The organism is Membranihabitans marinus, from assembly GCF_019802045.1.
GTDB lineage: Bacteria > Bacteroidota > Bacteroidia > Chitinophagales > Saprospiraceae > Membranihabitans > Membranihabitans marinus_A.
On sequence record NZ_JAHVHU010000008.1, the window covers coordinates 115,571 to 140,513 of the forward strand.

The 24,943-nt window shown below is 43.6% G+C and carries 22 protein-coding genes; 9 read left to right on the forward strand and 13 right to left on the reverse strand.

From position 1 onward, the window contains the following. Positions 1–75 precede the first annotated feature (75 nt). Entirely contained in the window at positions 76–705 is a 630-nt protein-coding gene (locus KUV50_RS09270; RefSeq protein ID WP_222579856.1) for an NAD(P)H-dependent oxidoreductase, read from the reverse strand. A gap of 123 nt (positions 706–828) precedes the next feature. Here KUV50_RS09270 and KUV50_RS09275 point away from each other — a divergent pair, with 123 nt between their 5' ends. Continuing rightward, positions 829–1,512: an aspartate/glutamate racemase family protein gene (locus tag KUV50_RS09275; RefSeq protein ID WP_222579857.1), complete on the forward strand. Its 684-nt coding sequence runs from the start codon at positions 829–831 to the stop codon at positions 1,510–1,512. Positions 1,513–1,580: 68 nt separating this feature from the next. Here KUV50_RS09275 and KUV50_RS09280 read toward each other — a convergent pair whose 3' ends face one another. The 3 genes from KUV50_RS09280 to KUV50_RS09290 form a co-directional block, all read right to left on the reverse strand. After that, on the reverse strand, positions 1,581–2,375 hold the full coding sequence (locus KUV50_RS09280; RefSeq protein ID WP_222579858.1) for an SDR family oxidoreductase: 795 nt from the start codon (positions 2,373–2,375) through the stop codon (positions 1,581–1,583). Further along, the gene (locus tag KUV50_RS09285) at positions 2,376–3,437 is read right to left on the reverse strand and encodes a VOC family protein (protein WP_222579859.1); all 1,062 of its coding nucleotides are present in this window, start codon (positions 3,435–3,437) and stop codon (positions 2,376–2,378) included. Between the two features lie 95 nt (positions 3,438–3,532). After that, the gene (locus KUV50_RS09290) at positions 3,533–4,381 is read right to left on the reverse strand and encodes a cupin-like domain-containing protein (protein WP_222579860.1); all 849 of its coding nucleotides are present in this window, start codon (positions 4,379–4,381) and stop codon (positions 3,533–3,535) included. 281 nt (positions 4,382–4,662) lie between these two features. Here KUV50_RS09290 and KUV50_RS09295 point away from each other — a divergent pair, with 281 nt between their 5' ends. After that, positions 4,663–5,436, forward strand: a complete 774-nt coding sequence (locus tag KUV50_RS09295) for an AMP nucleosidase (RefSeq protein WP_222579861.1) — start codon at positions 4,663–4,665, stop codon at positions 5,434–5,436. A gap of 363 nt (positions 5,437–5,799) precedes the next feature. Then, entirely contained in the window at positions 5,800–7,698 is a 1,899-nt protein-coding gene (gene htpG, locus KUV50_RS09300) for a molecular chaperone HtpG (protein ID WP_222579862.1), read from the forward strand. Between the two features lie 133 nt (positions 7,699–7,831). On the opposite strand, the gene KUV50_RS09305 is transcribed toward htpG, so the two are convergent. Next, positions 7,832–8,596, reverse strand: coding sequence for an ABC transporter ATP-binding protein (locus KUV50_RS09305; protein ID WP_222579863.1), 765 nt, complete (start codon positions 8,594–8,596; stop codon positions 7,832–7,834). A gap of 22 nt (positions 8,597–8,618) precedes the next feature. Then, a complete protein-coding gene (locus tag KUV50_RS09310) occupies positions 8,619–9,365 on the reverse strand; it encodes an MlaE family ABC transporter permease (RefSeq protein WP_222579864.1) in 747 nt (248 codons plus the stop codon). Positions 9,366–9,438: 73 nt separating this feature from the next. On the opposite strand from KUV50_RS09310, the gene KUV50_RS09315 reads away from it, so the two are divergent. Beyond that, positions 9,439–10,140 carry an SDR family oxidoreductase gene (locus tag KUV50_RS09315; RefSeq protein WP_222579865.1) on the forward strand — a complete coding sequence of 234 codons (702 nt, stop codon included), beginning with the start codon at positions 9,439–9,441 and terminating at the stop codon, positions 10,138–10,140. Between the two features lie 91 nt (positions 10,141–10,231). Further along, positions 10,232–11,179 (forward strand): serine hydrolase, encoded by a 948-nt coding sequence (locus KUV50_RS09320; protein WP_222579866.1) that lies wholly within the window; start codon positions 10,232–10,234, stop codon positions 11,177–11,179. A gap of 26 nt (positions 11,180–11,205) precedes the next feature. Here KUV50_RS09320 and KUV50_RS09325 read toward each other — a convergent pair whose 3' ends face one another. Both KUV50_RS09325 and KUV50_RS09330 read right to left on the reverse strand, forming a co-directional pair. Further along, positions 11,206–12,159 (reverse strand): isopenicillin N synthase family dioxygenase, encoded by a 954-nt coding sequence (locus KUV50_RS09325; protein ID WP_222579867.1) that lies wholly within the window; start codon positions 12,157–12,159, stop codon positions 11,206–11,208. Between the two features lie 100 nt (positions 12,160–12,259). Continuing rightward, positions 12,260–13,297: a hypothetical protein gene (locus KUV50_RS09330; RefSeq protein WP_222579868.1), complete on the reverse strand. Its 1,038-nt coding sequence runs from the start codon at positions 13,295–13,297 to the stop codon at positions 12,260–12,262. Positions 13,298–13,482: 185 nt separating this feature from the next. Here KUV50_RS09330 and KUV50_RS09335 point away from each other — a divergent pair, with 185 nt between their 5' ends. Then, positions 13,483–14,244 (forward strand): PorT family protein, encoded by a 762-nt coding sequence (locus KUV50_RS09335; RefSeq protein ID WP_222579869.1) that lies wholly within the window; start codon positions 13,483–13,485, stop codon positions 14,242–14,244. A 9-nt stretch (positions 14,245–14,253) separates the two neighbouring features. Then, on the forward strand, positions 14,254–15,117 hold the full coding sequence (nadC, locus tag KUV50_RS09340) for a carboxylating nicotinate-nucleotide diphosphorylase (protein ID WP_222579870.1): 864 nt from the start codon (positions 14,254–14,256) through the stop codon (positions 15,115–15,117). Positions 15,118–15,450: 333 nt separating this feature from the next. On the opposite strand, the gene KUV50_RS09345 is transcribed toward nadC, so the two are convergent. From KUV50_RS09345 to KUV50_RS09360, 4 genes are all read right to left on the reverse strand, one after another. Continuing rightward, positions 15,451–16,440, reverse strand: coding sequence for an LLM class flavin-dependent oxidoreductase (locus KUV50_RS09345; RefSeq protein WP_222579871.1), 990 nt, complete (start codon positions 16,438–16,440; stop codon positions 15,451–15,453). 217 nt (positions 16,441–16,657) lie between these two features. Continuing rightward, complete coding sequence (locus KUV50_RS09350) at positions 16,658–17,578, reverse strand: PfkB family carbohydrate kinase (protein WP_222579872.1); 921 nt, start codon at positions 17,576–17,578, stop codon at positions 16,658–16,660. A 130-nt stretch (positions 17,579–17,708) separates the two neighbouring features. After that, positions 17,709–18,734, reverse strand: coding sequence for a quinolinate synthase NadA (gene nadA, locus KUV50_RS09355; RefSeq protein ID WP_222579873.1), 1,026 nt, complete (start codon positions 18,732–18,734; stop codon positions 17,709–17,711). Between the two features lie 259 nt (positions 18,735–18,993). After that, on the reverse strand, positions 18,994–19,725 hold the full coding sequence (locus KUV50_RS09360; protein ID WP_222579874.1) for an SAM-dependent methyltransferase: 732 nt from the start codon (positions 19,723–19,725) through the stop codon (positions 18,994–18,996). A gap of 772 nt (positions 19,726–20,497) precedes the next feature. Between KUV50_RS09360 and KUV50_RS09365 the strand changes: the two genes are divergently transcribed. Continuing rightward, entirely contained in the window at positions 20,498–20,719 is a 222-nt protein-coding gene (locus KUV50_RS09365; protein WP_222579875.1) for a hypothetical protein, read from the forward strand. Between the two features lie 47 nt (positions 20,720–20,766). Then, positions 20,767–21,579: a segregation and condensation protein A gene (locus KUV50_RS09370; protein ID WP_222579876.1), complete on the forward strand. Its 813-nt coding sequence runs from the start codon at positions 20,767–20,769 to the stop codon at positions 21,577–21,579. A 445-nt stretch (positions 21,580–22,024) separates the two neighbouring features. Here KUV50_RS09370 and KUV50_RS09375 read toward each other — a convergent pair whose 3' ends face one another. Beyond that, positions 22,025–24,199, reverse strand: coding sequence for a DUF5682 family protein (locus KUV50_RS09375; RefSeq protein WP_222579877.1), 2,175 nt, complete (start codon positions 24,197–24,199; stop codon positions 22,025–22,027). Positions 24,200–24,943 lie beyond the last annotated feature (744 nt).

Here is a 24,943-nt window from a genome sequence, read left to right on the forward strand (position 1 = left end):
TTATCAGCCAGTTCAAAACCGAAATAGCCATGAAGCATTTCTTACACTGGCTCAACGACCAGCACGCGATTGTCATCAAATAAATTCAAATAAATCTTCAAATTTCCGCCGCACCTTGGGTGTGTTTGCAAATTCATCTTTGTGTTCATCCCGGTAGCCCAAAGCCAGTAAAACAACAGAATGCAGGTCCCGGTCAGGTAACCCAAGCATTTCATCCAAGGCTGCGGCGTTGAAGCCTTCCATCGGTGTGGTATCTATATGGGACAACGCCGATGCATCTATAGCTGTACCAAGCGCCAGATAGACTTGACGCGCTGACCATTCCCGGGTCTCTGCAGGGGATAGTGAACCCGTGAATTTTAAGATACTTTCTTTGAAATCATCGAGCAACTCCACATCGATCTGTCGGGTTTGAGCGATTGAATTCATGTAATTGTCAACTTGAGGTTTGGACACAGAATTCCACCCACAAAAAATGAGCAAATGTGAACATTCCAGAATCTGTGGTTGACCACATGCATTTTGAAATATATCTTCCCGTATTTTTTCATCATCAATGACGATGACCTGAAAGGGTTGAAGCCCCATGGAAGAAGGTGCCAGACGAATGGCTTCCAATACTTTTTGTAATTTATCATCGGATACTTCCGATCCATTCATGCGTTTGGCTGCATATCGCCATTGCAATTGCTCTAGTAATTTCATAAATGCATTTTTGTAAAACCTTAAGCATTTATTGAAACCCGGTGGATCTTATATTGTTTATGACTGGACGGTTATGTGAGAAAAAGCACAGTGATCGTGAAGTCATAATGATAATTTTAGTCTATGAAAACAATCGGATTAATAGGTGGCACCTCGTGGCATTCCACGATCGTATACTACAGACTCATTAATGAAATGGTGAGTGAAACAATAGGCTCTGATCAAAATCCACCGATTTGGATTCACAGTCTCAATATCGATTTAATGCGGCGACATAATAAGGCGGAGATCAATGAGAAGTACCTGGAAGTGGCCCAAAAATTGGAACAAAATGGATCTGATGCCATAGCAATTTGTGCGAATACGCCGCATATGGTTTATCCCTATGTGCAGCCGCAAATATCTATACCAATCCTGCATATCGCAGACGCAACCGGCAAGGTAGCATGGCAAGAAGGCTTGAAGAAACTGGGACTGTTGGGGAATCGACCGACGATGACGGGGGATTTTATACCCCTTTTCCTTCAATCAAAGTTTAATATCGAGACTCTTATACCGGCGGAGGAATTTATTGATCCATCACATGACTATGTGTCCAAAGAGCTTACACAGGGAAAGTTTACAAACGAAGCGACAGATTTTTACCTGGATCAGATCAATCGGTTGGAATCAAGAGGTGCTGATGGAATAATATTGGGATGTACAGAACTGCCCATGCTGCTGGGTGATGAAGCGTATCGGATTCCTCTGTTGCCAACGACTCAATTGCATGCCCGAATGATTGCTGATTTTATTTTGAGCGAATGATTTATCATTTGCAATACAAGTTAATTTCAAATTGATCCAACTATAAAATTCGCCGGGAAGGAATTGTATCAGGTGACTTCTGATTTAGCCAGTATTTTTCGGAACAGGCCTGGTAGAAATCGTTTCATATAGACACCCATTATTTCATATTTTCCAATGTTGGCTTCTTTTTTCTTATTTCGTATGGCTTTTAGGACCCTGGAGGCAAATTGGTCCGTGGTCAGACCCTGAGCTGTTTTCTCATCCATGGTGTTCTGTGGCTGACCATCAGCAGTTAACGCATTCTTTGAAATATCCGTTTGAATAAATCCCGGACACAGAAGGGTTACATCAATTCCATCGGGTTCTACTTCAAACCGTAGAGAGTCAAAGTACCCATGCAAAGCGTGTTTGCTGGCCGAATAACTGGAACGTTTGGGGCTGCCAAATTTTCCTACGATGCTAGAAATAGTGACAATATGCCCGGACTTTCTTTCCAACATGGACGGCAACAGTAGCCTGGTCAGTTCAATGGTGCCGAAGAAGTTTACTTCAAATAGTTCCCTGGAAACAGATGGTTGGGTTTCTACAGCAAGTGCTCGCTGACTGATGCCACCATTGTTGATTATTATATCCACGTATCCGCCATAGGATAATGCTTTGTTGACTTTTTCCTGAAAGGAATCGGACTGAGTCAGGTCTAAGGGCAGGATGTGTTTTTTGCCCGATCCTTGGCATGATTCTGCCACCTGGTGCAATTTTTCTTCGCTGCGAGCAGATAGAATCAAATGAGCCCCTTCCTCCGCAAGGGCTATGGCCATGGCTTTACCGAGCCCTGAAGATGCGCCGGTAATCCAAATCCATTTGTTTTTGAACGTATTCATTTATTTTTTTACTCTGTTCAGAGATAATGCACGCAACATATATTTGGGTAAACGTTTGGTCCGATCGCGTTTCAGTAGGTTAAGATACCACCCTAATTTTTTTAATACCGGAATTTTATGTGTTTCTACAAACTCGATAAGGGTTCCATCCGGATCTTCGATGTAGCTAAAGTGGCCCGCTGCTTCGCCCATATCAAATTGATTGCTGCTGTCTACAGTAAAAGGCGTGCCATATTTTTCACACTTGATCCGCATTTCATCCATCCCTATAATATCAAAGCACAGGTGGATGTATCCGAGGTCTCCCCAGAATCGGTTTTTAAATATTTTATGTGGCTCCCGGCTTTTTGTCTGAATCAATTCTAAGGAAGAATCGCCAAGTAGTCCTGAAAAAGGCCCGGTAACCGGTGCACTGCGTTCGAGCAGGACCCGTCGGAAGCTTTGTTGATCCTGGTCAAAGTCCTCCATATCAGCTGCAGGCCCGTCGGTGTCATAAATCACTTTATCATAGCCCAAGATGGATTTGTAAAAGTCCATCGATGCTTCCATGTTACTAACACCAATGACTACTCCTCCAACCCCGCCGTTTGGCTGTCGTTTTTTATTGAACCAATTTTCGGAATGAACGATCTCAAAAGGATTGCCATAAGGGTCCTGGAAATAGAAGTGATCCTGACCGGCTGGATCTTTAGTGATCCGGGATAGCATATGAACGCCTGATTGACTTAATTGATCATAGACACTCTTGACATCGAATGATTTAATTTTTATAGCATTGATACCCAAATCGCCAGGTTTTATCTCAAACTCTGCGGGCTGGGGTGTTCGGCCTACGTATTGCCATATTTCGAATCCGCCGCCACCATTGAGATTGAGTGCGAGAACGGCATGCCGACTTCTGGGTTTTCCCCCAGTATACGGCAACATAAGACGCGCTTCTGCTTTTTCTTCAAAGATAGGTACATCAACCTGCAAGTGCTCGCGGTACCAGCTCCACGCTTCGTGAACATCGGATACGCCGATTCCCACTTGTTGAATTCCACTGATAAAAGGTTTTTTCATAATCAATTTTGGTGTCTGAACCGGCAAAGATACAAAATTAAACAGGATAGGCTGGAGCTCGTCCTTTTCTTTGGGAATGAGCTGTACACACTTGGTTATGTTAAAACTTTATCAGCTCTTTTGTGCGCAATATCCTCTTTGAGCGTCTTCCATTTTTCGCCCATGATTTTGTTCATGCCTTTGTCCACGATAAAGTGTCGTGAAATATTCATCAAACCTTTGGCTTTGGTCATGAGCGAAGCATTGGCACGCAGACTTAGCGAGTAACCACCTACTACATAATGCATGAAATGCCAGCATCCCATCGGCATGAACAATGTCTCTCCATGTTCCAAAATCGTATGGTATCCTTCCGCGTGTCGTAGTGCTGGAAATCGATCGTAATCGGGATTTAGGACATCGACATGGCTTTGCACTGTGAAGGGGTGGTTGTAAAGATGTATTCTCTGATCTTCATCAAACAATATGCATTCTTTCTGGGTCTGAAAATGAGTGTGAAACACGCATGAATAGTCGATGTCGTAGTGAAGGGCTACCTTAGCGCCTGCTCCTCCGAAAAACATATATTGATGATTTTTGAGAAAGCCATCCATGATGGTGGGCATCGAAAAATCATTGCTCAAAGCCGGAGCATGTTCAAAAATATTGTACAGAAACATGCGCAGGTCAGTTGGCTTATGGCGGATAAGATCCAAATATTCGCCAAGTTTCATCGTGGTAGTTGGCGTCATGTAGCCTTTGCCCGCTTTGTGGTAATCCTTTCCATAGAGAGGAACTTCGAGGTGTCCGTATTCCGATGATAAAAATTCCCACGTCCATTTATCCGTGGCTGGCCAGGATGCAGCCAGGTCTTTCAAGACAACGGGGGTTTTTGTTTTCAGATATTGTTCTTGAAACTCTTTTGAACTGAGACCACTTACTTTTTCGATGGGTTTTAATTTCATAACTTTTTCTTTACTTGATTTGTTCTATGACTGTCATGAAAGCGGACGGTTCGGTTGTCGCGTCTATTCTAAAACAAAAGTATGAAATTTTTGATTATTTTGCTTCAAATTATTTTGTTCTGGAGTATGAGATCAAAGAGGTCTGTTTTATCTCTGAAGTTTGACCCACTGGAACACCTATAGTTTGATTGGACTCAGTGAACGAGGAAGTTTGTTTCGCAGTACCCCTTTAGGGCACCGTGTTCACATGGACCAGAACTCACAAACCATAATACAGCATTATGAAAACAAAAAAAGATATTGTTACTGATTGGTTGCCAAGATATACAGGAACTCAAGTGGACGAATTTGGTCAATACATATTGCTGACCAATTTTAATCTTTATGTGGAATTGTTTTCACTCTGGTTTGGAACGGAAATAAAAGGGGAAGGCCGGGCGATGAAGTCTTCAACGTATGGAGATATTACGATCATCAATTTTGGAATGGGAAGCCCAAACGCCGGGACCATCATTGACTTACTTAGTATTGTTCAGCCAAAGGCTGTGCTTTTTCTGGGTAAATGTGGTGGTCTCAAAACGCAAACGAATAAAGTAGGGGATCTTATCTTACCGATTGCTGCGGTCCGTGGCGAAGGAACTTCTGATGATTATCTACCACCCGAGGTACCTGCGCTCCCGGCATTTGCCCTTCAAAAAGCGATTTCCACAACTATCCGGGAGTACGGGCAAGACTACTGGACCGGAACGGTTTATACGACGAATAAACGCGTGTGGGAACATCGCGAAGATTTTAAAGATTATCTGCGAACACTGCGGGTCATGGCAATTGATATGGAATCTGCGACTATTTTTACCGCTGCATTCAAGAATCATATGCCAGCCGGAGCTTTGTTGTTGGTGTCAGATATTCCCATGGTTCCGGAAGGGGTAAAATCGGAAGAAAGTGATTCCATCGTGACTGAAACCTTTGTAGAATTACATCTCAGTATTGGGATTGATAGTTTAAAACAATTGATTAACAACTCCCTGACTGTAAAGCATTTGAAATTTTAAGATCAAAGTAATTGGGGCTTAGAGTAACTTGGTTGAATAGCAGGAAAGGGATCGAGCCCTGGAGGCGTGTTTGTTTTTTGATTCCTCGGGATTCGCTGGATTTGTAGGAGAAAAAAAAGACCGGCTCGATAAATCCCCCTATGTAAGAACCGGTCTAGACCATGAGTAAAATAAGTGCATATCACATCTGCCTTTTCGGCAGATTTTCTATGATCTCATTTACATATACTACAACTGCTACGGACTGTTATTTATTTTACTGTCGTAAAAATAATTTTTCCGTCGGTTTTTATGTCATTTTGACACGAAAAGGCAGGTGGCATATTATTTGAACTTAATGGAGGAAATAAAAATATACGATTCATGAATAAAGGACACATTTCAGTACAGTCAGAGAACATTTTTCCGATTATTAAGCAATTTCTGTATTCGGATCAGGATATCTTTCTGCGTGAGTTGGTATCCAATGCTGTGGATGCCATTCAAAAGCTTAAAACACTCAGTCGAAAAGGTGAGTTTAAGGGGTCAACTGAAGATCTTAGAATTAAAATTGAAATCGATCCTGACAAAAAGACATTAACCATTTCCGATCAGGGATTGGGTATGACCGAAGAGGAAGTAAAGAAGTACCTTAACCAAATGGCACTATCGAGCGCCAACGATTTTTTGGACAAGTACAAGGATGAAGGAACAGGCATTATCGGTCACTTTGGATTGGGTTTTTATTCCTCGTTCATGGTGGCAAAAAAGGTGGAAGTCGTGACCAAGTCCTGGCAGAAAGATGCGAAAGCTGTCAAGTGGATCTGTGAAGGAGAACCGGAATATATGATCGAGGATGCCACCCGGGATCAGGTGGGTACGGATGTGATTTTGCATATTGAAGGAGAGGATGAAGAATATCTGGAAGAGCGTACCATTAGCGACCTGTTGGAAAAGTATTGTAAATTTTTACCTGTTCCTATTCAGTTTGGAACCAAAGAAGTACCCGTAGAGACTGCGACCGATGAGTCAACGGATGAGGCCGAAGATAAAGCAAAGGAAGTTGAAACCGAGGAAGTCCCCAATATTATTAACAATACACATCCGCTCTGGAAGAAGAATCCAACCGATTTAAATGATCAGGATTATCTGGACTTTTATGATGAGCTTTATCCATATAGTGATCAGCCGTTGTTTTGGATTCATCTTAATATAGATTTTCCATTCCATCTGACCGGAGTATTGTATTTTCCGAAAATTCACAATCAGTTGGAAGTTCAGAAAAACAAAATACACCTTTACTCCAATCAGGTGTATGTGACTGATGAAGTGAAAGAGATTGTGCCAGAGTTTTTGACTTTATTGCACGGCGTTATTGACTCTCCCGATATCCCATTGAATGTATCGCGGAGCGCTCTGCAAAGCGACCGGAATGTAAAAAAGATTACAGGTTACATAACGAAAAAAGTGGCGGATAAACTCAAAGAACTGTATAATACAGATCGGGAACAGTACGAAGCCAAATGGGAAGACATCGGGGTGTTTATCAAATATGGAATGATCAGCGATGAAAAATTCTATGACCGAGTAAAGGATATTGTTCTTCTGAAAAGTACAGAAGGAGAGTACCACACCATCGATGCTTATCTCGATAAAATAAAGGATTCGCAAACCGATAAAAATGATGTACGGGTAGTGATTTATACCTTCCATAAAGACGCTCAGGACAGTTATGTCACAGCGGCTCAAGATTATGGGTATGATGTATTGCTACTTGATCAGGTATTGGACAACCACTTTATACAGACCGTCGAGCAAAAATGGGATAAGGTCCGATTTGTACGTGTCGATAGTGAAACCGTGGATCAATTGGTCGCGAAAGATGAGGAAAAAGAAACTGCTTTGAGTGAGAAGGAGCAAGAAAAGATAAAAGGAATTTTTAAAGACGTTCTTTCACTGGATGACCATCGACTTGAAATTCGGCCATTGCCTGTAGATGCGGCGCCAGTTCAGATCGTCAAACCTGAATTTATGCGACGAATGGAGGATATGCAGCGGATGCAATCCGGCCAATTGCCTGGGCAGGGACTGGGAATGCATCAGATTGTTATCAACGGTAATCACCCGCTGATCGCTCAGAAGCTTAATAATATGCGCAGTGAGGAGAAAAAGGTTGACTTTACTAAATATTTGTACAATTTGGCTCTGCTCAACCAGAACATGTTGAATGGAAAAGCACTCACAGATTTTGTAAAGCAAAGTCTGGATTACGCTAATTCGTAAATAATCCGAATTTGGGTCGCTCCCTGTTTCCTGTCTGGAGGCTTATCCCTTGGACAGGGGATGGGGAGTGCTCCGAATCCGTGATGGCGTCCGCTGTGAGACCACTTATACACGTCAGAGCGTACGTTGCGAACTATAGTTCGTCAATGGCTTGCCCTCTCAGTTTCTTGAGGAAAGGTGAGGCAAAGATAAAGTCCACTAATTCTTCACTTTGTGATTTGAGAACTTCAGATTTAGTGCCCTGCCAGGCCAGTTTTCCATTGTGGAGTAGATTGATGTTGTCCCCTATTTCAAGCACGGAATTCATATCATGGGTGTTGATAATGGTTGTAATATTATCATCATAAGTGATGTTGCTGATAAGTTCATCAATGACAATAGAAGTTTTTGGGTCCAAACCTGAATTGGGTTCATCGCAAAAAAGATAGTTGGGCTCCATGACAATGGATCGGGCGATGCCAACCCTTTTTTGCATACCACCGGATATCTCCGAGGGGAATTGGTCGTTAATTCCTTCCAGATTCACACGTTCCAGACAGTAATTGACCCGATTTTTTTTCTCTTTCTTGGTTTTTTTGGTAAACATATCCATTGGGAAGCGAATGTTCTCTTCCACTGTCATTGAGTCAAACAGAGCGGAACCCTGAAATAGCATCCCGACCTCATTCCGTAGTTTTTGAAGTTCTTTATGATTAAGACTGGTGAAGTCGTGGCCATCATACCAGATCTTTCCTGAGGTTGGGTTTAGAAGTCCGACGAGTATCTTCAGTAGTACGGTCTTTCCAGCCCCACTTTTACCAATGATTAAGTTGTTCTTTCCGGATTCAAAAACGATTGAGATGTCCTTAAGAACTTCTGTTTCGTCAAAACTTTTAAATATGTTTTCGCAACGAATCATAACTTTCTTTTTTAAAGCCGTTTCAGGTGGTAAGCATTAGTACAATGATATAATCAGCAAGAAGAATCATCACATCACTGATCACAACGGCATTGGTGCTTGCTTTTCCGAGCTCAATGGATCCACCTTCTACATAATATCCCTGATAGCATGAAACAGAGGTCAATATAAAAGCAAATACCAGTGCTTTTATAAGCATCATCACCACATTAAATGGGACAAAAAACGACCGCAATCCTTTGATGTAATCCAGATTGGTCAGATCACCAAACGGAACTGAAGCAATGTATCCCCCAATGATACTTACAAAGGCGCCAATGCTGACAAGGATGGGTATGATTACCACAGCTGCGATGATCTTTGGCAAGATCAGATAGCTGGCGGTATTCACCCCCATGACTTCCATGGCATCAATGTGCTCTTTCTGTCGCATTCCTCCGATTTCGGAAGCCATGTTTGATCCGACTTTGCCTGCTAATACCAAACCTGTAAAGGTGGGAGCTAATTCGATGATCGTCATATCTCTTACAATATAGCCAATGTAGTATTTCGGTATAAATGTTCCCCCTATCTGATAGCTAAATTGTACAGCAGACACAGCTCCTATAAATACAGAAATGAGTACAACGATGGTTACTGATCCCACGCCGATGTCGTACATCTGACGAACCGTCTCTTTCCAGTACATTCGGAAATTGGAGGGCTTTCGCAGCGTAGATCCCAGCATCACAAAATATCGACCAGTATGGAATAGCAAAGGTTTTATCATGGGAGTGTAAATATCACAAAATATTCTATATTTGATCACATCCGAATGGAATAAACTAATAAAAAAACGAATAATGGTGGTTGTTATTACAGGGGCAACGAAAGGAATAGGACGGGCTATTGCGCATACTTTATCGGAAAATGGCCATCAATTGGCATTGTGTGCACGCACTGAGGCTGATCTGATAAAAGTAAAGAATGAGATATTGGATCGGGGAAAATCCAAATTAGTTTATATACAAGCTTTTGACATACGAGACCGGGATGCTATCGATGATTTTGGGCGGTCTGTTTTGCAAAAATTTGGATCTGTGGATGTACTGGTCAACAATACGGGTGTTTTTGTACCCGGCATGATCGTAGATGAAAAGCCAGAGACTTTCGATCGGGTTCTGGAGACCAATTTGCACAGTGCCTATTTTATGACAAAGACATTCTTACCCGAAATGGTTAAACGAAAAGCAGGTCATATCATCAATCTTTGCTCAGTAGCTAGTATTCAAGGCACCGTCAACGGTGGAAGTTATGCCATTTCGAAACATGCTTTACTGGGATTTGGGAAAACACTGAGAGCGGAAGTCCGGGAATTCGGGATTCGGGTTACAAATATTTTACCAGGACCAACCTGGAGCCACAGCTGGGAAGGTATGGATTACCCGAAGCATCGATTAATGGATAATCAGGAGGTAGCTGCTGTCATAAAGACTGCAATTGATTTGGCCCCGAATGCGGTCATGGAAGAAGTAGTTCTCAGACCAGTACAGGGAGATTTGTGATTTTAGTTAAATGTTATTTTAAAAAAAACATGCATTGCACGCATTAATTTGTAGTATTAGACCCTGAAGTTGATTACAAAATGGATCGAATATGAATCGACATACCGCGTTTTTGAGTAGTATTATTTTTATTCTTATTTGGCTTCAGGCTTGTGAGACTGGTCAGACGCCGACTTTACTTAGAGACTCCATCCATGCTGTCCTCGATTCTGTGGAGGGAGATTTTGCGATAGCTTATATGGACATGCAAACCGGCGATACGATATCACTTCAGGCCAATGAGGTGTTTCATGCGGCGAGTACTATGAAAACACCGGTCATGATAGAAGCCTATAAACAGCGAAAAGAACAAGGTCAAAAAATGACGGATTCCATTGTTGTTTACAATAAATTTTACAGCATTGTCGATAAAAGTGAGTATCACCTTACGCCTGAGAACGATAGTGATCCAGAGCTTTATGACCTTCTCAATCAAAAAATAAGTTGGGTGGATTTGATTGATCGTATGATCACCCGAAGTAGTAATCTGGCTACCAATATTCTTATAGACCAACTAGGTGCTGAGAATGTGACCAAAAGCATGCGCCGCCTGGGAGCCAATAAAATCCAGGTATTGCGTGGAGTGGAAGATCTCAAAGCTTATGAAGCGGGATTAAGTAATACCACGACAGCACTGGACCTGTTGCATATTTATGAAAAATTAGCTCAATACCAAGTGGTGGACTCTTCGAGTAGTCAGGCTATGATAGATGTATTGCTTAACCAGGAATTTAACACGTTAATTCCAGCGCCTTTACCTGATGTGGTTCAGGTGGCTCATAAGACGGGGTCTATTACCGGGGTACACCACGACTCTGGCATTATCATTCTTCCGGATGGACGAAAATATGTGTTGGTGATGCTCTCTAAAAACGTAAGCGATATGGAAAAAGCTGACCAGGCGATGGTTGAAGTGTCCAGGCTTATCTATGACCATTTTATTAATCTACACACCCGGTCTGGGAAATCGGATCAAGCTATTACAGATAAGAGTAATTGAGTGCATGCGTTCTCAAACGGGTTCCTTTATTTTTTCAGGCCTATTTCTCGAAGTCGTTCATCAAGGAATGCTCCGGCAGTTGTAGGCGGATACTTGGCTGTTTCTCCTTCAGGAATACATTGGTCCAGGGATGTAAGATCCATTTCTGCTATAGGATGCAGAAAAAACGGGATAGACAAACGAGGAATGTGCCATTCTTCACGGGGTGGATTAACCACACGATGGGTCGTTGATTTGAGATAATCATTGGACAGACGCGAAAGCATATCCCCTACATTGATAGCGATCTCATCTTCCGAGGGCAGCACAGGCATCCATTCATTTTGCTGATTCAGGAGTTGAAGTCCACCTGCTGATGCCCCAACCAGCAGGGTGATCAGATTAATGTCTTCGTGTTCCTCTGCGCGAACGGCAGATTTTGGGTCCGTCTTGATCGGTGGATAGTAAATCGATCTGAGGATACTATTGCCTTCCCGGATAAGATCATTGAAGTAATTTTCGGGGAGATTGAGATAAAGAGCGATAGCCTGTAGAAGTGATTGGCCGGCGTTTTCAAAAGCTTTGAACAATTCCATCCCGCTTTCAGTGAACTGCTCGACCTCAGTGACACGGATGTTGTCCGGATACGTTTCTTTCTTCGGATGATCGTCGGCAACTTCCTGGCCGATCTGAAAAAACTCTTTTAGGTCAGGAACATCAGCGTGTTTGGCGTGCTCTGTCCCAAACGATGTGTAACCTCGTTGACCAGCCAGTTTTTTGATCTCATATCGCCGTTTGGTGGCTTTCGGTAGTTTGAAAAATGCTTCTGACTTTTGGTAGAACCGGGAGATTAATTCCTGGGAAATTCCGTGGTCTTTGATGATTACAAAGCCCCATTTATGAAAAGCTTTTCCGAGATCTTGAACAAATTTCTGTTTTTTATCATCATTTCCTTGTGTGAAATCTTCCAATGAAATTCGTGGTAGTAATTTTTCAGGCATTCTTTTTGGTATTAGGTGTATTTGTTGTAGGAATAAGGTCATACCTTATTTATCTATGCAGCGGTTAATATACAAAATCTGGACTGAAGCACCGAGGAAATTATTGAGGCCGGTTTGGTTTGTATTTGGATCTGTCCATAATAGACTGAAAGTCCGTATTATCTGCCAATTCTTTTAATGTGACATCCGGATGGTGATTCATATAAGATTCCACAATGCGATAGCCAATCCAATTTGCTATCCGCCCGGGCGCTTCCTGAGGTAAACCAGGGGTATTCGGAGCTGGGTCTGTAAATTTTTTAAATTTTCTTTGGTCCGATTCATAAAAGTATCCCAGGTCAAGCAACCAGGACCATATATTGAGTTCATTGTCCTGAACCCACTCCATTTGTTCGGGGGTATACAAACAAATCTTGTGCATCGGACTATCCGGCAAAAGCATTGAAGTAAGGTATATTATTTTGCCATTCCGGATCATAAAATCCAACATATTTCCTTTGCTTACCGAGGGAAGGAGTCCTTGTGTCAGTGTCCGAATGGCTTTGGATACCATGAATTCACTGCTCATGGTTTTACGTAAGTATGCAGAAAAGACCGCCGGGTCGTAATACGGATAATCCTCCCCCAAGAAAAAATCCAGTCCGATCGCCAAAACCCGATGGTCGACGGTGAAGGTCCCCAATCCAAACTCGGAAACATAGGTGAAAACCTTGGGAACCGGTTGCTCAGGGAAATAGTTTTGATAATACCCAAAAGCCAGGCCCAGTTCGTTTTCCATCTGTCGTAGGTCTGGAAAGAGTATTCGACTGGTATCTATCAGGTGTTGGATAGCTGGTGCGGCGCAGTAATTGCGGATCAATTCATTCAGCTGGATAGACTCGGTGTTCCGTGGAAAAATCACCTGGTTGAAAAACACATCGGTGAAGATCGGGTATTTATCTAATAAATCTTCCAATAATTGATTATCCGATTGTTCTGCAGTTTTGCAGAGCTCCTGATCAAACCGTACGATTTTTATTTCTTTGGCCGAGACGGGTGGTGTGGACCGGGATGCAGTGTTCTCTTCTGAACAAGACAAAATGATAACAAACAACGGGATTAACCCCAGAAACGATACTATTTTTCGAAAACCAGGCATAAAAAAATTAAAAAAACTGTTTGATATTTCCTTCCTGATGACAAACGTACAGAGGCGGTAATGATTGCAGGATGACCAAAAAAAAATGTTGTTTTAAATTTGTATTTTTTCTATATCCTGAATTTATGACATCAAATGGGAATAAAATTTTTATATTGTCTTCGATATTTAAGTAATCCACAAGCATGAATCACAAGTACATCATCGGGTTGATTTTCCTATTATTTTTACTATCAGGAAGTGTATCCGGACAACAGTTAGATGATAAAGAACTGGATTTTCACCTGTCGCCAACGTTTAGTCGACTGAATAGTTCGAGTGATTATATCGATGCAAATGGTGTTAATCTTGGCATCAAGCTGGGTGCAACGGTTAACTTCAAATTTGCGGATTGGGTTGGTCTGGCTACCGGATTGGATTTTACATTGTGGTCCGGAGGCCAATTATTGTACCGGAAAGGAGGGAATTTTTTACCAAAATCCAAATTATCCAATCCCGATTTGAATAAAGGAGATAAACCACTGCCGGATAACACAAACATCCGGTACACGATTAATTATATTGAAATTCCTGCCGGCTTGCAATTTCAATTTCCGGTGGCATACAACGTAAATGTTTTTGCCAGAATTCCTGTAATTACGCTGGGTGTACGGAACCGGGCACGAGGCAATATAGAAGCCGGAAGTATTTTGCTTGAAAAGGAGAAAATTGGAAAAGATTTAAGTTTTTTTAATTTTATGTGGGGCATGGCCTTGGGAACTCAGTTTGAACGGTGGAATAAGGATCTAAGCCTTATGATATTTATAAACACTGGACTGGTTGACGTGACCCGCAATAAAGGGACCCAGGTGATTGATGTGGAAGGGGGCGGGATGAAAACCATTAAAGAAGACTCCAAAGGCGCGCTCAACCAATTTGGAATCCAATTAGCTGTGAAAATTCAATAACCATATAGTATGATATTAGATCAAGATGTTGGCACTGAATTGCAGACCTTTGTGGTCCGGGGACTAAAAGAAGATGTCGGGGATGGAGATCATACCTCCAGAGCATGCGTACCTGAGGACCAAAGATCCAAAGCACATTTGCTGGTCAAAGAAAATTGTGTCTTGTCCGGTATGGAAGTGGCTAAAGAGATGATCCGGTTCGTAGATGAAAAAGCAGATATTCAGACCGTCATGAAGGATGGTGAATTAGCCAAATCAGGTGAGGTGGCGATGTATGTAACCATGAATACAAGAGCACTGCTGAAAATCGAACGATTGCTGCTCAATACCGTTCAGCGAATGTGCGGAATATCTACCATGAGCAGAAAATATGCGAATGCGGTGGAGGACTTCGATGTGAAAATATTGGATACCCGAAAAACGACGCCGCAGATGCGGTTTCTTGAAAAAGAGGCGGTTCGCATCGGGGGATGTACGAATTACCGGAGTGGTTTGTACGACCGGATAATGATCAAGGATAATCATATCGATGCAGCAGGATCAATGCGCAATGCCTTGCATGCGGTACACGATTATCTGAAAAAAAAGAATCTTAATCTATTGATTACTGTAGAGGTCCGCAGTTTTTCGGAACTAAATGAAGCGATCGTGGTAGGCGGGTTCCAACGGATTATGCTGGATAATTTTAGTGTGACTGAAATGCGGGAAGCGGTAAGTCAGATTGATGGACGGTATGAAGTGGAAGCTTCCGGGGGCATTACCTATTCTGATTTGGTACCCGTCGCCAGAACCGGTGTGGATTTTATATCAGTGGGTGCCTTAACTCATGGAGTAAAAGCGGTGGATTTAAGCTTGAAAATATTAGAAGCTTAAAGACACAAGGTGAAAGCTCAAAAGTGAAAGTTGAAAGCAAATAAGTCCAAAGGAGAAAGGTTGCACGTACTATAATCACGATATAGCAGGACGGGCTCTGCCAGCATCTGGAATAAAATGGATTTTGGAGAGAAGTTGATTTTATTATTGTAATTGTTCTATGTGGTACAGACTGACCTGTGTTTTACTTCAAAGTACTATTTCAGACGCAGGAAAGCAATGACGCGCAAAGCAAGAAAGCTCAAAGTAGCCGGAGCTTTCAGCGCCGGACATGATTTATTTTCCAAAAGCCAAATGCTTTTGTTACATTAACTCAAACTCTGACCGAAACTGCTATTGCATCTCCTTCAACAAGGAATAAGAATGAAGCCGAGCCTCATGATCAAATATGTGTGAGACCACCATCAATTCATCGGCTGCTGTGGCATCCACAAAATCATTAATTTGTTTTTCAACCGTATCAGAGTCCCCGATAAATGAATATTTCGTCATTTGATCCATGGCTGCCTGTGCAGCTAATGGCATCTCAAAATCAGGATCCGGGGGTTGTAAGGGTGACCGGTTGCCTGTAATGATCCCTATGAAAAGTTTTTGAGCAGAGGTTGCCAGTAATTCAGCTTCTTCTTGTGAATCGGATAGTATTACATTGACGCACGGCATAAAGAATGGTTCACTAAGCTGTGCTGATGGTTGAAAATCGGCGCGGTAGATGGATGCTGCTTCGTGCAGCTGACGAGGTGCGAAGTGACTGGCAAAGGCATAGGGGAGACCCATAGCTGCTGCCAAACGGGCACTATCGGTACTCGAACCAAGAATCCAGATCGGAATGTCGAGACCTTCTCCCGGAATGGCCCGGACCTTTGCTCCTTTATTATCTGCAGATAAATAGGTTTGTATTTCCCGAACACTTTGTGGAAACCGATGGGCGGATTGTTCATCTCTGCGCAGTGCATAGGCCGTCAGCGGATCTGTGCCGGGAGCGCGACCCAATCCCAGGTCGATCCGTCCCGGATAGATGGATTCAAGGGTTCCGATTTGTTCAGCGACCACCAGTGGCGCGTGATTGGGTAGCATTATACCCCCAGAACCGACCCGGATGGAGGAGGTATTGGCAGCGATAAAACCCATAAGCACTGTGGTGGCCGAACTCGCGACGCTGTCCATATTATGATGTTCCGCAACCCAGAAACGGTGATACTCCTGGTTTTCCGCATTTTGCGCTAGATCCACGCTGTTTTTAAAAGACAATGCCGGTGATCCTCCTTCTGTGATCACTGCCAGATCCAAAATGGAAATGGGTATTTTTGAAAATGATTTGTTCATAATAGTTAAATGCACAAACCAATATCTTGTTGAGAAATTCCGGATTATTTTACTACCAGCTAATCAAATCCGACCTTTCCATGGTCGTAACGTTTAGTGATGTCCAAACCCCAAACTACGATCGGCGGAAGCCCTCAAACCACAAATTGCCCCAGGCTTCAAACCACAAACGCACGCACTGCTCAAACCCCAAACTGCCCCAGGCCTCAAACCCTATTCAGGCTTCGATATTAATCTTCGATAATTCAATGAGGTCCTTCACTCTTGTTTTTATCATCTCTGGGGTGAGGCTTTGCAATTTTTTAATCGAATAATCTTCTACACAAAAGGAACCCATAGCTGCGCCATATATTAAGGACATTTTCATGTGTTCAAAGCTAACATCGCCCTGGCTGGCCAGATAGCCCATCATCCCGCCGGCAAACGAGTCACCGGCTCCGGTTGGGTCCGTAATTTCGGCCAGTGGGAGGGCAGGAGCGAAAAACATATCGTCTTTGCTAAATAGTAAAGCGCCGTGTTCCCCTTTTTTGATAATCAGATACTGGAGACCATATTCCAGGATGCGATCTGCTGCCCGCAAAAGATTGTATTCTCCGCTCAGTAGCCGGGCTTCTTCATCATTAATACTCAGTACATCGACTTTTCGGATGGTATCTATCAGTGCGTCCCGGGCGATATCGATCCAAAAATTCATGGTATCCATGACAATCAGCTTTGGTTTTTTGGTCATCTGTCCAATGACTTGTTGTTGGATTTCTGGGGTCAGGTTACCCAACATTAAATACTCACTTTTTTTGTAGTGCTCAGGTAACTTCGGGTCAAAGTCATCGAGAACATTTAGATCGGTGGCCAAAGTTGTCCGGTCAATCATGTTTTTGTCATATTCTCCTTTCCAATAAAAGGATTTTCCTCCTTTGACAATTTCGATCCCACTTACATCGATCCCACGGCTGGTCATTTTTTTCATCTCTGCCTCGGGCCAGTCGTTCCCAATGATGGAGACCAATTGAATATGCTGGTACAAATAAGAAGCGGCCCAGCCAGCAAAAGTAGCGGCCCCACCAATAACTTTGTCTACTTCTCCGTATGGTGTTTTTACAGAATCAAAGGCAACGGTCCCTATAATAGTCAAACTCATAAAAAGTGTGTTTATCCATGGGTATATTTTCCCTGGAATTGTGTGATAAAAAAAAGCCTTGCCATCATTTTGTGAAAGGCAAGGCCACTAACGAAGTAACTGTATAATAACGTCAGTCTGAATCCAAAATTTAATCTTTCAAGCCCAATCCCGCTTTCTCCGATATCTCCAACATTCGCTCGATGGACTTTACTCCTTCTTTAATTACCCAGGGGGGCAAATTTACTTCAGGTTTTTCATATTTCATACACAAATATAATTTTTCCATCGTATTTCTTTTCATGTGCGGGCATTCGTTGCAGGCACATTCATTGGATGGGGGAGCGGCGATAAATGTTTTATCCGGTGCTCTGAGTTCCATCTGATGGAGGATCCCCGATTCGGTCGCTACGATGAACGTATCCGCATCAGAATCCTTGGTGTATTTGAGCAGGCCACTCGTTGACCCGATGAAATCTGCTTTTTCCAGGATGTGCTCTTCGCATTCGGGATGCGCTATAAGCTTAGCATCCGGGTATTGCAGTTGCAATTTAGTAATTTTTTCATTACTGAATACTTCATGTACCATACAAGAACCATTCCAAAGGATAAGATCCCGGCCGGTTTTTTTCTCGAGATAGGCACCTAAATTGCGATCCGGGGCAAATATTATCTCCTTGTCCCGGGGGATGCTGTTGATCACATCCACCGCATTGGTAGAGGTGCAGCAAATATCGGTCAAAGTCTTCAATTCTGCGGTGCAATTGATGTAGCTGACCACTACGGCATTGGGGTGCTGCTCCTTGAACTTTCGGAACAACGCCGGCGGACAGGAATCAGCCAACGAACATCCTGCCTTCAGATCTGGCAGGAGGACTTTTTTCTCCGGGGACAACATTTTAGCCGTTTCCGCCATAAAATGTACGCCGGCAAAAACGATAATGTCAGCGTCCGTGGTGGCTGCTTTTTGACTGAGCCCCAAACTGTCACCGATGTAATCAGCGATGTCTTGAATATCCGATTCCTGGTAATAATGAGCCAGGATGATGGCGTTCTTTTCTTTTTTGAGCCGCTCAATCTCGTCTTCCAGATCCAGGCTTGGATCGATGTCTACATCCAGAAACCCTTTCTTTTCCAGGTTCCGGTCCGCTATTTTTAAATCTTCTGTTGCTATCATGGCTATATAGTTAAGTCAAATGTATAAAATTTAAAGATCAATCCCAATAGTGCACATTAAAAACACATTTCCTAACCAGTTCGGTCCATCTGTGCGGAAACCTTTTTGAAGGGGAGAATCATCCCCATGGGGTCCTACTTTGTGGCGCTAAGGTTACACGTAGAAAAATGAATCAGTATTACTATGATCAGTTTTTCATTACAAGAATACTACTGTCTGAGTACTTTCATATCGATCTTTATTTATCAAACGTCAGGTATTATTTCTTCTTTTTTCTTCTGTGAACCTGTTGACTTCCAATAACGTAAACCGCGGGCACTTTGTTGAGATAAGTGAAGTCCATCTTCTTCCATTCTTTGACTTTTTTGGTGTTCGAGCGACTTTCCGGAAACCCAATCGCTGATGAAACCGATAAATAGGTCTCGTCCGGGAGGTATCTGATCAGCGACTCCATTGTTTTGAGGTTTCGGAAAGGAGTCTCTATAAAGATTTGAGTATACCCTTGGCGAATAGTGGGCAGAATACGGCTGATGGTTTGTTCGAAAGGCTTGTCTTTGATCGGGAAGTAGCCGTGGTAGGTGAATTGATTGCCATTCAGTCCGGAAGCCATCAGGCTCAGGATTAGCGAATTGTTGCCTGGTAAGGGAATCACGGGAATATCTTTCCGATGGGCTGCGGCCACGACCTGAAACCCGGGGTCTGCCACCGCTGGTGTACCCGCTTCAGAAGTCAGTCCGCAGACCTTGCGTTGTTTCCAGAGCGATTCGATTTGCCGCATCGGATATTGCTTTTTGTGTTTGTCAAATTCCAGAAAGGTCCGGCCATCGATATCGTAGTCTGAGATCGCCGATCGCAACCAACGTCGCGTGGTTCGGATCCGTTCGCAGATAAATACATCGATCGTAGGTAATACATCCATGACTTGGCGGTGTGGCGTGTCCTCCGGGCTGAGGGCGGTAGGAATGAGGTAGAGTCGGGTTTGGTTTTTCATGGGTTGAAAGTAAGAAATATAAAAGTATTTTGCGTCCACAAGGTATGGCATGTTTGAGGAAAAAGCCGTATAAAACGATCAATCCTTTCTTTAGTCGAAATCAGGGCGCTGGTATGTAGCCGTCCCCAACGAGTTGGGGATTAGCTCTCGGATTCCACCGGGAGTGGTGATGGTGCAGGTGACGTACGAGAAGGGGCAGGGTGAAATAGAGACGATAGCCAGTTGAGTATTGGTAGTGAGGTAGATATAGGTTATGGGTTATCAGTTATTAAGTCTCTACCCTCATTATTTTCTGCATTTTTTTGCAAGAGTTGGATTGGTGTCTGACACTTGCAGGAGAGGTGTGTGAAAAGCTTAGTGACACCTGTCCGTACTGAGCTTTTAGTACATTGCTTCCAGCATAATAACTGGTAATACCCCTGTGATTGTCCAACTGCTTAAGCAAAGAAAAGGATTGAAATTTCTTATCTATCATTTGTCCAGAAATGAACTTAATTTCTTTTTTTGGTAAAGACAAAAATTTTCGAGATGAAACCGGACTTTTTGAGCACAGCGAACCTGATATCACAAAATATCCTGTGGAGTGAAAATAAATTCGTATATTGAGTAATTATCCAGATCAAAATGATGGGTACGGCTAAATCAATTAGAATTTTAAAAAAGGGAGATAATGCTGATGAATATCTATCGTATTATTTGTCATTGTCTTTGGGCGATAGATTAAAACATCTGGAAGAGCTAAGAACCAGATATATAAAATGGCATAATTTAAATGATTCTAAACCAGGATTTCAAAGAATATATTCAATGGTTAAACGAACATAATGTAGAATATCTCATTGTGGGCGGATTCGCTTTGGCTATTCATGGATATCCCCGATTTACGCAGGATATAGATTTTTGGGTTTGGACGGATAGAGGCAAAGCGGTTAAGATATTAGAGGTTTTGGCTGATTTTGGTTTTTCTTCACTTAATCTAGGAAGTAGAAATTGATTTCAAAAAGTAAAATCAATTTCCATTAGTCTACCTATATTTGCCCCATGTTCGAGAATACCAGGGATCAATACTATATTAAGCTGCCGCAGTTCGAGGGGCCTTTTGATCTTATCCTCTTTTTTATTGAACGGGATGAACTGGACATTCAGAATATACCCATTTCTCAGATCACCACCGATTTTATGACCTATATGCACTCGATGGAGCGGCTGAATATCGAATTGGCATCAGAATTTATCGTCGTAGCTGCGACCCTGATGCGGATCAAGACCCGGATGTTGCTCCCCCGTAAGGAAGTGGATGAAGAAGGAAATGAAGTCGATCCCCGGGAAGAACTCGTCCAGCGGCTGATCGAATACAAACGGTTCAAAGCCGTCCTGAAAGATCTGGCAGCCATGGAAGAAGCACGCAGTCAACGCCATCACCGGGGAAATATCGCGGACGAGTTACGTCAGTTTTCCGAACAAGTAATGGTCGAATCAGAATGGGAGTCGGTTGATTTGTATCGGTTGTTCCAACTGTTTCAACGATCGATGGAACGTTTTGAGGCCGATAAGAACCGGGTCATGCACAAGGTGGTGAGCATTCCTTACACCATCGAAGATCAAAGAACCTACATTATGGATACCATCCAACGCGAACATCGGGCTTCCTTTGATCAGATTTTTGACACCATGGTCAACCGGCTGCACGCGATTGTGACCTTTCTGGCTTTGCTGGAATTGATCAATAGTCAGCGGGTGCGCATCCATCTGGGAGAAACAAGGAATTCATTTTGGCTGGAGGAATCCTCCTCCCCTAAAGCTACGGCGGACAAAGAGGTTAAGGATGGGGCCGATGGTGAGGAGGAGGAGTGATGTAATCCTTTTTCCTAATGTATTTACCGTATAGTGGTTAAACTTAAGGTTCGCAAGTATTAAATGGAAGATTTTTACTTGCCTTTACCATCTTACGATAAACTAGTGCACCAAACTCGAAGTTCGTATAGGTAAGGGCTCGGCAATCTTCCTCACGCTCCAGCCACGCCCACAAGCTTGCCGATCCCACTACTAGCCTGGGATCGGCAAGCCAATGGGAGGCGCGTGTGCAGGTGGATTGCCGATCCCCTAAATAACTATATGCATTTAGGATTTGTATCACTAGCGAAAGTCAAATGCTTAGCTATCCCCACAAAACAAAAGTCCGCATTGCGGACGATAGCTCATAGACAGGGTCGTGAGACGCTGGGGCGTGATTAACCTTTTGGGAGTCCCATGGGGACGTCAGAAGAACATGAGAATCATTTGTAAAACCATTTCATTTTTAGGCTTTCAACTCACCATACTGTTGTACCAAATCCGCTACATATTCTTCGATCTCTTCGGAATAATCCGTAAGATCTTGTTCATGCACCTCCTGCACAGGATGTTGTATAACTTGAAACAATTTCTGACGTTCCTCCGGCCCGGACCGGGTGAATATTTTCCTCAATATCGGCAGGTTATTCGTAAAAGAATCGGGGCTCATTTGTCCTATCCAGGAATTCAGACGCTGAAGAAAGGACCGGTCATAGACGATCCACAAAATCTGACCGGACAACAATCCTTCCAGCCAGTCCAGGATGTTTTCGGGGTCAGAATCCGAAAAATGACGGAGAAACTGATCTTCTGTAAATCCCGATCCGATCAGATCCTGGTTCATGGCCATCTTGAGCGCGAGCCCATGGTAAAAGTCTGTATGATTATTTTGACTGAGGATCCGGATCCAGGTTTCGGCCAACAGGTCTCTTACCGGCCGATACACAGGATTGGCCAGTGCATACTGAATCTGATTTAAATGCTGGCGCAGTTGTTGGTCGGTTTTCTCTTCCAGGTGGAGAATAGCCGCAGGAAGCAAGTCCGCAACCCGCATCGTAATCCGTTCGATCAATGGACACAGGTCTGGCGTTTCTGTCCATCGTATATGGCCATACTGGTCAACGTATAATAACGTCTCCAGACTGTCGAGTAATGCGACAATCGAATCCGAAACGGCATACATCAAGACCATTTTATCTTGGATATCCTTGAAAAGATTTTCAAATCCACAGAGAAAGGCTTCTTTCAGCCCCGTGACCAGCGTTTCCATTTCTTCTGCCTGATGAATCGTTTTACAGAGCTTGTTTTCAGCGGCAGAGGCGATCGTTGTTCCATACGTACCTGCCTGGACGATGGTCCATTCTGAAACCGGATCCCACTTGATATCCCAGGATTCCTTGAAGGTGCCCAATGCACCTGTATTGGCTTCCAGGGTTCGGGCCAGTGGAATCTGAAGGAGTCCGGTTTGATGAAAAAACCGGGAGTGTTCCCGATGAAGATCTTTTCGAAGATCGAGGTTTTTTTGTACTTCCGTGTGCTCGGACAACACTTTGGACAACCGGGCTTTTTTGATGCGGTTGCGGAAGTCTTTTTGAAGCGGAATCTGATACATCTCCTCGGGGAAGTGGCCTTTTTTGGAGCCGATGTACAGGTCATTTCCATACAGGGTGATCCAGCTCCTATCCCCATCAAAAACGACTGAGGTCAGGGCTTCTTCCAGCTCCGGCCGGCCCATCCTGTTTTTCTTCCGGATACGCCGGAGTGATTCCGCCAGCCGGAGCACCTCAAGTCCATGGGCGCTGCTGATGTTTTTGCCTTTTTGTCTGATTGCCGTCATGGCTTGGGCGATCCAGTACTGACCCGCTTCTGCTTCATGACGGAACAAGGCTTCGTACCAGATCGGGTGCTGAATGCCGGCTCCGTAGGCATTTTTTTGAGTGAGCCGTTCATAGGACCAGGGAATCCAGATGGCTTCTGTTTTCTTAGATTTGACTTTAGGATCAGGCGCTTTTTTCTTTTTATTGAATTGTCGTAGTTCCGGTACGTGAAAGGCCCCGCAGACGACCGCTATGCGCTCATAGTCCTGGTTTGTGTACTTTTTTATTTGAGTTTTCATAAAGTGCTCTCGCCATTCGTTTTCCTGGGACACAGGGAGTCCTTCGCGCAATACCTCCATCAGTTGATCGATGGCATGGAAAAGGTCCCGGGAGGATTGATTGTTTTCCAGAAAGTGATCCCACCATTGCTCCACATCCGGGAAGTCGGTTTGATCTGCCAACAATTGGAAAGGGTTCGTTGTCCATTTTTCGCGTGAAAATTCCTTTTGGAAATACTTCTTCATCGGTACATCAATCGCTTTGGTGGGAACCATATGGTGATGGCCATAAAGCAGCGCTTGCCATTCTGGGGAAAATTCTGCCAATGGAAAATAGGAGGCTTGCGTGAATGACTTGGGGTCATAGATCAGTATAGAAACGGGTGGTGTCATGTTCCCGGGCGAAAAAGTATCCAGGAGCGGTTGAGCATCCGCCGGAAGTTCAATCAGGATCAGATCCGGTTTCCATTCCTCCAGAGCGGTTTTGAGCCGGAGCGCGGAGCCCGGGCCGTGATGTCGTATGCCGTAAAATTGTATTTTGCTCATGAAGTTCTCTTTTCTACTTTGTCATGACACAAATTAGAACAAAAGTCTAGGAAAAACGAATGCATGCCCGCTATGCATCCCTCATACGCCCACTAGGCCACCCGTCCGAAACGAGGTCGTTTCGGTTCTTTCATCAAAGGTGAATTTACCACCTTTGATCTTCGTTTCACTCCGATTCCATTCAGTCACCCACGCGTTTTTCCGACGCTGCCCACCGCAAGTGGCATAAACCAAAATACTGAAACCGGACCGTGGTGCCGTATGCCGTATAATTGTATTTTGCTCATGTATTTATTTTTTCATAGAGATCCGCTGAGTAATTTCACGGAGTCCCACGAAGAACTTTCACGGATTCCCACGAAGGACTTTCACGGAGTCTCACGAAGGACTTTCACGGAGCCCCACGAAGGATTTTCACTGAGTCCCACGAAGGACTTTCACGGAGTTCCACGAAGGACTTTCGCGGAGTCCCATATGACCAAATAAAATATTGGCTCAGCCAAGACCAAAGCAGCTAAATATTGCTTTGATGCGGGAACCAAAACATTCCTGTTTTGGGGGGCTTTGAACTTACTATCAGCTGGTTACCAGGTGTAGGGCACCCCTCAAGCTTCCTGCTAGGCATGCCGCGGGCTGCGGCATGCGGTAAGTTTCCGCCCGAAGACGGACAGACTCTTCCATCAACCTCTTTTGGTCTGACTCGTCCTGGTTTGGAACCACGTGATATGTAAATTTCAGCTCTAA

Bases quoted from the DNA above. Each gene is read 5' to 3' on its own strand.
- KUV50_RS09270 (WP_222579856.1), bottom strand. From the start codon at position 705: ATGAAATTACTAGAGCAATTGCAATGGCGATATGCAGCCAAACGCATG.
- KUV50_RS09275 (WP_222579857.1), top strand. From the start codon at position 829: ATGAAAACAATCGGATTAATAGGTGGCACCTCGTGGCATTCCACGATC.
- KUV50_RS09280 (WP_222579858.1), bottom strand. From the start codon at position 2,375: ATGAATACGTTCAAAAACAAATGGATTTGGATTACCGGCGCATCTTCA.
- KUV50_RS09285 (WP_222579859.1), bottom strand. From the start codon at position 3,437: ATGAAAAAACCTTTTATCAGTGGAATTCAACAAGTGGGAATCGGCGTA.
- KUV50_RS09290 (WP_222579860.1), bottom strand. From the start codon at position 4,381: ATGAAATTAAAACCCATCGAAAAAGTAAGTGGTCTCAGTTCAAAAGAG.
- KUV50_RS09295 (WP_222579861.1), top strand. From the start codon at position 4,663: ATGAAAACAAAAAAAGATATTGTTACTGATTGGTTGCCAAGATATACA.
- htpG (WP_222579862.1), top strand. From the start codon at position 5,800: ATGAATAAAGGACACATTTCAGTACAGTCAGAGAACATTTTTCCGATT.
- KUV50_RS09305 (WP_222579863.1), bottom strand. From the start codon at position 8,596: ATGATTCGTTGCGAAAACATATTTAAAAGTTTTGACGAAACAGAAGTT.
- KUV50_RS09310 (WP_222579864.1), bottom strand. From the start codon at position 9,365: ATGATAAAACCTTTGCTATTCCATACTGGTCGATATTTTGTGATGCTG.
- KUV50_RS09315 (WP_222579865.1), top strand. From the start codon at position 9,439: ATGGTGGTTGTTATTACAGGGGCAACGAAAGGAATAGGACGGGCTATT.
- KUV50_RS09320 (WP_222579866.1), top strand. From the start codon at position 10,232: ATGAATCGACATACCGCGTTTTTGAGTAGTATTATTTTTATTCTTATT.
- KUV50_RS09325 (WP_222579867.1), bottom strand. From the start codon at position 12,159: ATGCCTGAAAAATTACTACCACGAATTTCATTGGAAGATTTCACACAA.
- KUV50_RS09330 (WP_222579868.1), bottom strand. From the start codon at position 13,297: ATGCCTGGTTTTCGAAAAATAGTATCGTTTCTGGGGTTAATCCCGTTG.
- KUV50_RS09335 (WP_222579869.1), top strand. From the start codon at position 13,483: ATGAATCACAAGTACATCATCGGGTTGATTTTCCTATTATTTTTACTA.
- nadC (WP_222579870.1), top strand. From the start codon at position 14,254: ATGATATTAGATCAAGATGTTGGCACTGAATTGCAGACCTTTGTGGTC.
- KUV50_RS09345 (WP_222579871.1), bottom strand. From the start codon at position 16,440: ATGAACAAATCATTTTCAAAAATACCCATTTCCATTTTGGATCTGGCA.
- KUV50_RS09350 (WP_222579872.1), bottom strand. From the start codon at position 17,578: ATGAGTTTGACTATTATAGGGACCGTTGCCTTTGATTCTGTAAAAACA.
- nadA (WP_222579873.1), bottom strand. From the start codon at position 18,734: ATGATAGCAACAGAAGATTTAAAAATAGCGGACCGGAACCTGGAAAAG.
- KUV50_RS09360 (WP_222579874.1), bottom strand. From the start codon at position 19,725: ATGAAAAACCAAACCCGACTCTACCTCATTCCTACCGCCCTCAGCCCG.
- KUV50_RS09365 (WP_222579875.1), top strand. From the start codon at position 20,498: ATGATTCTAAACCAGGATTTCAAAGAATATATTCAATGGTTAAACGAA.
- KUV50_RS09370 (WP_222579876.1), top strand. From the start codon at position 20,767: ATGTTCGAGAATACCAGGGATCAATACTATATTAAGCTGCCGCAGTTC.
- KUV50_RS09375 (WP_222579877.1), bottom strand. From the start codon at position 24,199: ATGAGCAAAATACAATTTTACGGCATACGACATCACGGCCCGGGCTCC.